The sequence below is a fragment of the Streptomyces sp. NPDC058579 genome (assembly GCF_042718575.1).
In the GTDB taxonomy this organism is placed as follows: domain Bacteria; phylum Actinomycetota; class Actinomycetes; order Streptomycetales; family Streptomycetaceae; genus Streptomyces.
Genome location: NZ_JBHXPI010000063.1, coordinates 20,029 through 29,811, shown reverse-complemented (window position 1 = coordinate 29,811; position 9,783 = coordinate 20,029). Strand labels below are relative to the sequence as shown.

At 67.9% G+C, this 9,783-nt stretch carries 10 protein-coding genes and 1 pseudogene; 5 read left to right on the top strand and 6 right to left on the bottom strand.

Going from position 1 to position 9,783, the window contains the following annotated elements:
• Positions 1-141: 141 nt before the first annotated feature.
• Positions 142-441 (bottom strand): hypothetical protein, encoded by a 300-nt coding sequence (locus ACFWRO_RS35255; RefSeq protein WP_384518186.1) that lies wholly within the window; start codon positions 439-441, stop codon positions 142-144.
• 180 nt (positions 442-621) lie between these two features.
• Between ACFWRO_RS35255 and ACFWRO_RS35250 the strand changes: the two genes are divergently transcribed.
• Both ACFWRO_RS35250 and ACFWRO_RS35245 read left to right on the top strand, forming a co-directional pair.
• Positions 622-1,269, top strand: a complete 648-nt coding sequence (locus ACFWRO_RS35250) for a hypothetical protein (RefSeq protein WP_384518184.1) — start codon at positions 622-624, stop codon at positions 1,267-1,269.
• Positions 1,262-1,714, top strand: a complete 453-nt coding sequence (locus ACFWRO_RS35245; RefSeq protein ID WP_384518191.1) for a hypothetical protein — start codon at positions 1,262-1,264, stop codon at positions 1,712-1,714. The genes ACFWRO_RS35250 and ACFWRO_RS35245 overlap by 8 nt, the downstream gene beginning before the upstream one ends.
• A 114-nt stretch (positions 1,715-1,828) precedes the next feature.
• On the opposite strand, the pseudogene ACFWRO_RS35240 reads toward ACFWRO_RS35245, so the two are convergent.
• Positions 1,829-2,038: pseudogene (locus ACFWRO_RS35240) on the bottom strand (IS5/IS1182 family transposase); the annotation flags it as partial.
• Between the two features lie 360 nt (positions 2,039-2,398).
• Positions 2,399-2,962, bottom strand: coding sequence for an SUKH-4 family immunity protein (locus ACFWRO_RS35235; protein WP_384518181.1), 564 nt, complete (start codon positions 2,960-2,962; stop codon positions 2,399-2,401).
• A gap of 746 nt (positions 2,963-3,708) precedes the next feature.
• Here ACFWRO_RS35235 and ACFWRO_RS35230 point away from each other — a divergent pair.
• Complete coding sequence (locus ACFWRO_RS35230) at positions 3,709-4,035, top strand: hypothetical protein (RefSeq protein ID WP_384518179.1); 327 nt, start codon at positions 3,709-3,711, stop codon at positions 4,033-4,035.
• 370 nt (positions 4,036-4,405) lie between these two features.
• Here the strand turns inward: ACFWRO_RS35230 and ACFWRO_RS35225 are convergent, their stop codons facing one another.
• Positions 4,406-5,047, bottom strand: coding sequence for a hypothetical protein (locus ACFWRO_RS35225; protein WP_384518177.1), 642 nt, complete (start codon positions 5,045-5,047; stop codon positions 4,406-4,408).
• 575 nt (positions 5,048-5,622) lie between these two features.
• Here ACFWRO_RS35225 and ACFWRO_RS35220 point away from each other — a divergent pair.
• Positions 5,623-6,612: an alpha/beta hydrolase gene (locus ACFWRO_RS35220; RefSeq protein WP_384518174.1), complete on the top strand. Its 990-nt coding sequence runs from the start codon at positions 5,623-5,625 to the stop codon at positions 6,610-6,612.
• Between the two features lie 495 nt (positions 6,613-7,107).
• Here ACFWRO_RS35220 and ACFWRO_RS35215 read toward each other — a convergent pair whose 3' ends face one another.
• Positions 7,108-8,772, bottom strand: a complete 1,665-nt coding sequence (locus tag ACFWRO_RS35215) for an SIR2 family protein (RefSeq protein ID WP_384518172.1) — start codon at positions 8,770-8,772, stop codon at positions 7,108-7,110.
• Between the two features lie 24 nt (positions 8,773-8,796).
• Positions 8,797-8,937, bottom strand: coding sequence for a hypothetical protein (locus ACFWRO_RS35210; protein ID WP_384518169.1), 141 nt, complete (start codon positions 8,935-8,937; stop codon positions 8,797-8,799).
• Between the two features lie 539 nt (positions 8,938-9,476).
• Between ACFWRO_RS35210 and ACFWRO_RS35205 the strand changes: the two genes are divergently transcribed.
• The gene (locus ACFWRO_RS35205) at positions 9,477-9,782 is read left to right on the top strand and encodes an SAVED domain-containing protein (RefSeq protein WP_384518166.1); all 306 of its coding nucleotides are present in this window, start codon (positions 9,477-9,479) and stop codon (positions 9,780-9,782) included.
• Position 9,783: the final 1 nt, after the last annotated feature.

Here is a 9,783-nt window from a genome sequence, read left to right as displayed (position 1 = left end):
ACGTAGGCGAGCGCCGGGTTCCCGGGGAACTCCGTACGCGCGGCGTCGCGGAGCTCGCGCTGCTCGGCCTCATCGAAGATCAGGTGCGCCATCGGGGCCTCCACCGGTCGGGTACGCCCCCTGAGGCTAGCGCAGCGGCCCCTACGCGGGCTCCTGGTCGGCCATGAACCGTTCGATCGAGGCGTCCACGAGCTCGTCGGTCTCGACCTGATGCCAGCCGATCTCGGCCTCGAGCTCTGCAATTCGGGCTTCGGCCTGATCAGCCCGGGCACGACTCTGCGCTGTCGCTCCCTCGATCACCTGACACGCCAGCTCGACAACAGCCTCGGTCTCGTCGTTCGTGGCGTGGTCGGCGAAGTCCTTCAGTGCACGGTCCATCGCTTCCTGCCCGCCACGGACGTAGATCTGGTGGAGCAGTTCATAGTCGAGTTCCTCCGCCATCGGCCCTCCCGGTCGTCCAGCAGCTGAGCAGGTAACGACGGGTGCGTACGGAGGTGACGCAGGTCGGGTGGTTAGTCCTTGTGAGTGGGATCGCCCTGCCCGCCGCCGGATCGGAACCCGCCACGCCATACGCATCTTGGCCAGATCCCCTCAACAGCGTTGTGGCCGCTGGGGTGCGCGGTGGACGATCACGCCATGGCCATGGGGGAAACGATCGTGGCGGCAGTCAGCGGAGTCAGCGGCGCGGGAATCGGCGCCCTGGCCGCGCTGCTGGTCCAACGCGCTAAGCGCCGCGATGACGCCGATGCAGCAGAGATAGCTGTCAACCGCGCGCAAGGGGAAGTGCAACTCGAGATCCGTGCCACAGCACGTGCAACGGCCAGGGCCTGGCTGACGTGTGCTGATCGTGTGATCTCCGATCTTGAGCACGGACGGACGCCGGAAGCCCAGCGTTCCGAAGAACTACTGGAGGCCGAACTCAAGGAGCTCACCACAGCCCTGTACCGATTCACCGGGCGGGAGCATGCTCTCCTGCCCATCGCTCCGCCCTCACCTGAGAGCCCCCGCCGACCGTCGCTGCCGGAACGGGCCACGGACGTGTCACATCGCCTCCGCGAAGCCGTCCACGGAGGCACCGACGCATCACTCTCCCGAGGCGAAGCAGAGGCCGTGCGCACCGAAGTACGGTTGACATACGACGCCATCAACCACTACCTCGTGGGGAACCTGCGGATCAGCTCGAGCATTTCGGCCATGGTGGTCAACATCGCCCCTGCGGCTCTGAGAGACGCCCGTCAAGAAGGCGGGCAGGGGCCCCGCCATGAGTGAGTGGGGGATCGCCCTGATTGCCGCCGGGTCGGCCATCTTGGGCAGCATCACGACGGGGTTCTTCGCGTGGAAGGCCGGCCATCGGCAGGCCGCCGCGGCCGAGGCGGCGGGGCAGGCGCAGGCGGCCGCGCTGATCGCCACCGTGCAGGCCACCCTGGACGAGCAACGCCGCGCCCGGGCCGACGAACGGCGACGTCAGGTCTACCTCGACTTCCTGGACGCCGCCCAGACCGCCGATCTGACCTTCGACGAGGACACGCTAGCCAGGATGGCCAGCACTGAGAGCGCGGTCAGCCTTGAAGGACCGGATTCTGTGAGCGCAACGGCTCACCTCTACTTGAAGGCTGTGGGGAACCTTCATGCGGGCCGCATCGAGGGGGAAGCCGTCGAGGACGCCCGGCTGGCCTACATGGAAGCTGCTGGCCGCGCCCTCTACGAGACCTGAGCCGACGCCCCGTCCAGAGCGCGAAACGGGGCGAGGGAGGCCGATGAAGCATCGGCCGAAGGTGAACCACCTCCGGCCTAGGTCCTGTCCGATGGGTCGTCCGCGCGGTCTGGGCTCGACCTCGTTGCGGCGCCGGTAGACCGTTGTGTCGAAGGCGGTGGGCCGGCCGCCCTTGCTGCCCCGCCGTTGGCGGTTGGCTCGCTGGTCCCTGGGTTCAGGGATCGTGTGCTTGATCTGCCGGCGCCGCAGGTACCGGCGGTTCCGGCGAGAGGAATACGCTTTGTCTCCGCCGACGTGGTCTGGTCGGGTGCGTGGGCCGCCGCCCGGCCACCCCCACACCGGAACGAGCTCGTGGAGGAGGCCGCGGGCATGGGGGGATGCCGCCGGGCCGGGAGGAGGTGGCCAGGCCGGGCCACGCGGTGGGACCGGTGTAGTTGAGCTGGCCCTGGAGGGCGGGTTCGGCCCACTGCAAGCGGGAGCGGCCGGTGATGACGAAGAAGCAGATCGGCATCAGCCACACGACCCGATGGATCAGCCGTTCAAGGTCGCGGTGGGTGCGGTCGCCGACGTCCTCGAAGGTGTCAAGCAGGATCACCGGCGTCCCCATCCCGGCACCCACGACCGAAGAGGTGGTTCCTGCTTTCGCTGCGCTCGGGTGTCACCCTGGCGTGACCCGAATTGGTGTCACCACATCCCGTGTTCGAGTTCCTCCAATGAAAGGTTCCATTGTGATTCCTCGTCAGCGAAGGGGGTGGGGTCGAAGGCGCCTACCACCTGCTTGAAGCGTTCCGCCAGCTCCTCGGGATCAACGTCGTTGTCGTGGTCGACCTCAAGCTTGCGGAACTCGACAAGCGCATAGACCAGGGACTCCACGTCGCGGTGGAGTTTGATGTAACTGGAGGAGCCTTCCGGGAAGGCGTACACCCTTCCCGACTTCGGATCCATTGCCACGAGGGAGGTGAAGAGGTAGCCGAGCATCCACCAGGACCGACTCTCCGACGGACAGGGCATACCGTAGTGATCGAAGCGGCAGCCCAGGCTGATCGCGTCCAGGTCCAAGGGGTAGGGGTCCGTGACGTCCTCCCGGGAGACGAAAACCTCCGAATGCGGGAGTCCCACCGTGCTCAGGAAGTTGGCTGAACGCCCATCGAAGCCCGTGGCCGCGCTCTGCGGAAAGTAGACGACGTTCTCCAGCCCGTACGCCTGCACCAACTGCATGGGAGTCACAGAATAGTTCACGCCTGTCATCCTGTCTCACTGCTCCACTGCTCCACTGCTTGCCGTGAGCCGTCTTCAAGTATTCGGTGTACTTGGTGTGTTCCAGGTTCGTCGTATTGCCATCCGAGGACTCCTGGTGGTCACGCGTGTTCGAGGAAGTCGAGCTGGGCGTACTTGTGCCGGAGGAGACGTAGTTCCGGCGGCTGTCAGGGGCGGGGGGCAGAGCCTGAGTCGGGCCGAGCTGGTGGGTGCGCCTTGTGAGGTCCCGCCGCAACCTGATGCTCAGCATCGCGGAGCCGTAGGCCAGGACGGTGTGCGCTGGCAAGGCGTCAGCAGCTGGCGCGCTCTGGGCGCCCTCGCGATGAAGACGCGAGGGCCGGTGCCACGTAGGTGGTGCCGGCCCTTCGGTGTGGCAGCCCGCGCGTCAGCACGGGTGGTGCCGGTGTCTCTGTCTAGCACGGTTTGCAGTCAGTAGCCTCGTCAACGGGGGCAGCACGTACCCGAGGCGATCAGCGGGCGCGCTGAGGCCTTGGCCGCCCGGGATGCCGCGCTGGGCGTCACTGCCCTGTATCCGCCACTGCAGCGGACGGCCTCCGCCGGCCGGGTTCAGCGCCCGCTTCCGCGCGGTCGGCGCTGATTCTGAGCCGTCCTGGACCCGAACGGGTGGGAATGGCGGTTCGCATGGCGAGTGGTGAGGCGGTTTGCCTAGGCTGCCTCGGCATGAAGGGGCAGCCATCGGGGCCCGCCTCGCGCTGATGGGTGCGGGAGAACGACCGGTGAACCGCAAGGGCGAGTACGGCAAGTTGGTGCGGGACCGGATTCCGCAGATCATCCGTGAGGGCGGGGCTGAGCCAGTCACTTACGTTGCGGGCCCGGAGGAGTACCGCAACCGTCTGCGGGACAAGCTCGGCGAGGAGGTCGCCGAGTTCTTGGAGGCCGACGACGCCAAGGCGCCGGAGGAACTCGCGGACGTGCTGGAGGTCGTGCACGCGCTCGCCGCGGACCTGGGGGTCGACGCGGGGCAGCTGGAGAAGATCCGCGAGGTCAAGGCGAGTGAGCGCGGCGGTTTCGCGGACCGGATCGTCTTGACCGGCAACCGCTGAATACGGCCGCTTCGGCCGTTCTTCGGTAGATCACTTCGTGCCCAAGGTCGTACGCGACTGAGTACGTTCGTTGGTGCGCGGCTTCGTGAGCACCGGGCCGCAGGCGGCTGGGGACGTTCGCTGGTACGTCTTACGCCGTCGGCTTGGTCAGGACGGCATGGCAGACACCCCTCCGTCGACTGCTGTGACCGGCCTGGGCTCGTAGAACGTGCCGTCGCGGAGCATGGCGATGTCAGTGATGTAGCCCTAGCGCCCTGCTCGTTGTCGCTGTCAGGCCGGGGCGGGTTGGTGCTGACAACCTGGGACGGAATGCCAGGTCAGTCTCGCGCCGACTCCCAGAGGGGCAGGATGAGCGCGACATACCGGCGGGCTAGCACGGCTGGTCCGCGTGCAGTTCGTCCTTGAGTACCTTCCATGAACCGTCCCAGCGCTCTAGCAGGCTGGTGATGACGTACTTGCTCACCGCGCCGGAAGCCACCGGGGCCGGCTTCCCGGTCTTCTTTTCGGTGATCTTCCACTTGGAGACGTCCAGGCAGGCGGAGACCGAGGCGTTGGGAGTCTTCTTCTCCAGCTCCGTGCCGGTCACGGTGGGGTTGCTGAGAACTGGCTTGCCGGTCATGTGCCGGCCGTTCGACTTCAGGTTGGCCACCGTCTCCTCGGCTTCGTTGAGAGCCTCGGCAGCGGCATAACGCTTAAGGTCCGTGCCTTCGACCGCCGGCACCGCGAACGCCTTGGGCAGTTCCGCCCAGTACGCCTGGTAGGCCGCGATGGCCTCCTTCTTTGCTGCCTCCTCCGGTGTCTCCTTCGTCGCGGTCGGCGGGGCCGGGGAAGTTGAGGAGGGCACCGTCGGCTTTTGCGATGCCGGCTCGCTGGTCGTGCAGGCGCTGAATGTGGAGAGGGCGGCGAGGAGGAGCGCAAGTGCGCCTCCTTGGCGGAGCGGAGTAGTACCGACGCGCACGCGTCGCATGTGCGTATGGGTCGTCACGATGTCTCCCGTTGCATGTGCGGTCACCCGGTGCCACCTGCGCTTGTCGTCCCCCCAGGGGCCTGCCGCGTACCGGGGGCCACTTCCATTGCGCGAAGGTCCAGACTACGCAAGATCATGCCAACGGTACGTCGAGTTAAGGCTGTTGAAGTCCTGGGATGCGGTGGATGCGGCCAATTCTTGGCCGATGGAAGACCGGAATGTGTCAGGTCGGTGACGCGAACGGCGCGCTCTGGTCACTGCGGGGGTCATGGGGAGGCCTGGGCGGTGAGCAGGACGTCCGTAGGGGTGGGGGTCGCCGAGCAGGGGGGGGTGATGACGGCGGCGAACGGGCCCTGGGTCAGGAGCTGTTCGAGGGTGGTGATCCCGACGGCGAGCCGGGGAGAGAGCCGGACGCGGGCGTCCGGCTCGGCGAGGGCCCCATAGCCACCAGCATTTCGGCCGTGCTGTCGTTCGTCACCGTAGCCCGCTCTCGCTGCCGTGCCGCTTGCGCCCCCTGACCTTGCGCGTTTGCCGGATTGGCAACAGCGGTCGCGTCGGTTGTGCGCCGGGCCGCATGATCGGTGGGCAACCGAGGTCGCCCGGAAATCGAGGAGAAGCCCATGCACCCCGCCCCGTCCGCCGGTCTTCGCCACCGCACGATCGAGGCGCCGGCCGGGCGCCTGCACCTGGTCGAGCAGGGCACCGGCCCGCTGGTCCTGCTCGTCCACGGCTTCCCCGAGTCCTGGTACTCCTGGCGCCACCAACTCCCGGCCCTGGCCGCAGCGGGGTACCGGGCGGTGGCGCTCGACGTACGCGGCTACGGTCGCTCGTCCAAGCCCGCTGCGACGGACGCATACCGGATGCTCGACCTGGTGGAGGACAACGTCGCTCTCGTACGCGCACTGGGTGCGAACACAGCGGTGGTCGTCGGCCACGACTGGGGCTCCAGCATCGCGGCCACCTCTGCTCTGCTCCACCCCGAGATCTTTCGCGCTGTCGCCCTGCTGAGCGTCCCCTACGCGCCACCCGGTGGCCCCCGCCCCACCGACGTCTTCAGCCGGGTCGGGGGCCCCGAGCAGGAGTTCTACGTCTCGTACTTCCAGGAGCCCGGCCGCGCCGAAGCGGAAATAGAGCCCGACGTACGGGGCTGGCTCGCCGGCTTCTACGCGGCCCTCTCCGCCGACACCATGCCCGCACCAGGCGAACCCGACCCGCACTTCGTGACCCGCGCCGGCGGCCGGCTGAGCGACCGCTTCCCCGGCGGCAGGCTGCCCGCCTGGCTGACCGAGGGCGACATCGACGTCTACGCCGGGGAGTTCGAGCGCACCGGCATGACCGGAGCCCTCAACCGCTACCGCAACATGGACCGCGACTGGGAGGACCTCGCCCCTCACAACGGCGCCCCGATCGAGCAGCCGTCCTTGTTCATCGGCGGCGCCCTGGACGCCTCCACGACCTGGATGGCTGACGCGATCGACGCCTACCCCGCCACTCTCCCGGGCCTCGATTCCTCGCACATCCTGGACGGCTGCGGGCACTGGATCCAACAAGAGCGCGCCGGGGAGGTCAACTCGCTTCTGACCGGGTGGCTCACCTCTCTCCGGAACTGAACCGCCGCGCAGGCCGGTCGGGATCCGTCCCAAGGAGCTCCGACGGGCATTGCCCGACCCTCACGCCCGCTCAGAACTCCTCGTCGGTGCGCGGGGTGGTCTGCGCCCAGGGCATCCGGCCCTTGAGCAGGTAGTCGCCGGCTCCCCGCCGTACTCACCCAGTCGACCGGCGCCGAGATGTAGATGGCGTCGGTTCGGAAGGCCAGGATGCTTCCGGCGGGAAGGTGCAGTGCGCCGGCCTCCATGGGCTTCCCGGTCTGCGGGTCCTTCGAGCTGGTGCTCACCGACAGCAGGGAGGGCGCCGGCCAAGCCTCGAACGACCTTCCCTGGGGCTGGTCGTCGTGCGATCAGCCGTAGCCGTGCGGCGCCTAGCTTTGAGCAAGCTCCGCCCGTCGCTGGGCCTGGACCACTGGCAGTTGGGACCGACAGCCCCGTAGGGTCCGCAGGCAGGGCGCCAGGTACCAGGGACGACGCCCACACGCCTGCCGCGGTGGCTCACCAGTTTTTGCCGTTCCTCCCTCTCCATTCAGTGAGCTTGGTGAGGGCCTGCTGGGCGCGGGTGAGCTCGCCTCCGAACGCGCCGGCGGCCAGGAGCGGCCAGGTGTCGGTGAGCTCTGAACTGATGGTGGCCGCGAGCCCTTCACCGTTGTAGCCCCAGGTGGAGTCGAGGAAGAACTCTCCGGGCCAGGGGTAGGCCAGGAACTCGCTGTCGGTGTCCATGGCGATCATGGAGGCCAGGAACTCGAACCGGGCGAAGGCTTCGTGGTACGCGGAGTCGCCGGGCTCGACCAGACGGAACGGCTCACGCAGCGTCTTACGGATCCAGTTGCTCTGCGGGTAGATGAGCTTGCCGTTGTTGTCGGCGCGGTGCATGTCATGGAGACCCTCGGTGTTGAGGATCTTGACGGGGTTGAGGTACCAGGCCGGCCCTTGGCGAGTGTGTCCGGAGTGGGGGACGGCCCACTCAGGTCGGGACAGGGCGCTGGCGAGGAGTTCCTCGCGGTGGCTGAGGACGGCGGCGACACCGATCGTCCAGGTGGCCAGCAGCGCCGGAAGGTGACGTAGCCTCTCCAAAAGCTCGTTGTACGTGCCAGGTGTGGTGTCGCGCAGGCGGACGAGGCGTTCGACGGCACGACACCATACGTGGTCCTTGGTGCCGTCGTCGTGGAAGACGCCGTTGGCCAGCAGGTGCAGCAGAGTGTCGCTGTCGGCCTGGTAGCCGCGGACATTGGAGCCGAAAGCGTCAGCCCATGTGGCGGACGGGGCGAGCACCGGCTTGTACTCGGGCGTGCTGCGGCCGACGATCTGGCTGACGGCCTGGTCGACGAGGTCGAACAGCTCGATGCGCCGCAGAGGGTCGGGCAAGGCCCGCTTGAGCTGTACGACCGCGACGTCCCGGGCGATGGGGGCGGTCGTCAGACGGTCGAGAGCCTCGACACGGCTGACCAGGTCGGTGAACAGCTCGTCCGCGTTCTTGCCGTCGATCACCACCGCGTCGTGCTGGGCGGCAAGGGCCCGCGCGGCATCGCTGAACCGCCCGTACTGCGCCCAGAAGAGCGGATACCGGCGCGAGCGCGTCCCCTCGACAGCCTGGACGAGCGCCTTGTCCCAGTCCGCGGACCACCCGCACACGATCAGCCCGTACTCGTCCAGCACCCTCTCCAGGAGCCCCTGGAGCTCCTCGGGGTAGGACTCGAGCTCGTCGACGGTGTTGCGCTGCTCCAGGTCGGCGTAGTCGCCGTGGAGCTTGATCACGGTGACCTGGCTGTGTGCGAGCGGCTTGAGCCCCTTGATCTGATCGGTGCGGCTCACGACCTGAGGCGAGATACCGACCTCCTGCAGCGCACGTTCGGTCAGCCGGTCGAAGTTGGTGGTGAGGATGACGCGGATGCTGCCGCGTTTGACCAGCTGGGCGATGGCCCGGTGCGCGGCGGTCGGCCCCTTGCTGTCCTCCTCGCCCTCCTCCGGTTCAAAGTACTCCGCGAGCATCGCCTGCCGGGAAGCGGGCAGCGGCGCCGCAGCAGCCAGCAGGGCCGAGTAGCCCAGGGGCTCGCTGGTGTTGGCCTCCCACCACTTCTCGGGGTCGGCCACGGCTTCTGCCCTGGCGTCGGGGTCGCCGGGGTCTCGGACGGCGGCGACCTTTCCGACGACGTCCTGCACGATTCCCCAGCCGGTCTTCACTCCCTAGGCGATCGACACGCCGGCTCCCAGCAGCAGCGCGTACACGCCCGGGCTTGAGTGCACGTTCAGGGCCATGGCCATCGCCAGCTCGATAAGGCTCCCTGCCGGAATCGCGACCGGCCTGGTTGCGTCTTCGCTTGCCACGTTTGCCTCCTGTGCCGACGACTCGCCTGGTGGGTGAAGGCCCAACGGCTTGTGTGGACAGAGTACCGCATTAATCGTCACATTGACGAGAATGAGGGAGTGGGTCTGCGTCACGCCCGCGTCGAGATCCCGTCAGGGGAGAGCGCCCGAGTCGTGCGCCGGCAGACAGCGACGGCTCTTCGTGGTGCCGCTCGTCGGAGGCCTCGGCGACGAACGGGACGAGGTCCAAGGTGTGCGGAACTTGCCGCCGGTCGTGGCCGTTTAGGGCGCAATGCCCCGGTGACAGGTGCGAACCTCAGTCGCCGCCCGGTGGAGCACCCACCGCCGAAAGACGCTACGGTGAAACAGCTGTACGGAACCGCCTTCCGCTGCGGCAAGCCGGATCGTCGGCGTCCGCTGTTCAGCCTGGACAACGAGACCGGCGATCGGACCCTCAATAGCCGTGTCGCGAACATCCACGCACGCAGGGAGGGCGGTCCCCGGTGGAACCCCGGCATGTCGGACGGGGCGAACCGCAGCGGGGAGAACCTCCTACTGCTGTGCATCGAGCACTCCTCCGAGAACAGATCATCCCCGCATCCCGACTCCTCATCCTCACACCACCTGCCGGGCCCAAGGACCGCTCCGTCCTCGACAGCCACGCCGCCAACGCCCTCGCCGTCGGCATCCGCGACGCCCTGCGCCGCCCCGCCCGTACCCACCCACGAATCCATCTCTTCCTCGCCTGCCCTATGGGACTCGCCCTGCTCCTCGGCCACCGATGGAACCGGCTGCGCCCCACTGTGGTGTACGAGGACGTCGGCACGGCAGACGTCTATGAGCCGGCCTTCTTCGTCCACGCCTGAC

Coding starts and splice junctions, on each gene's coding strand:
- ACFWRO_RS35255 (WP_384518186.1), bottom strand. CDS start 441: ATGGCGGAGGAACTCGACTATGAACTGCTCCACCAGATCTACGTCCGT.
- ACFWRO_RS35245 (WP_384518191.1), top strand. CDS start 1,262: ATGAGTGAGTGGGGGATCGCCCTGATTGCCGCCGGGTCGGCCATCTTG.
- ACFWRO_RS35235 (WP_384518181.1), bottom strand. CDS start 2,962: ATGACAGGCGTGAACTATTCTGTGACTCCCATGCAGTTGGTGCAGGCG.
- ACFWRO_RS35220 (WP_384518174.1), top strand. CDS start 5,623: ATGCACCCCGCCCCGTCCGCCGGTCTTCGCCACCGCACGATCGAGGCG.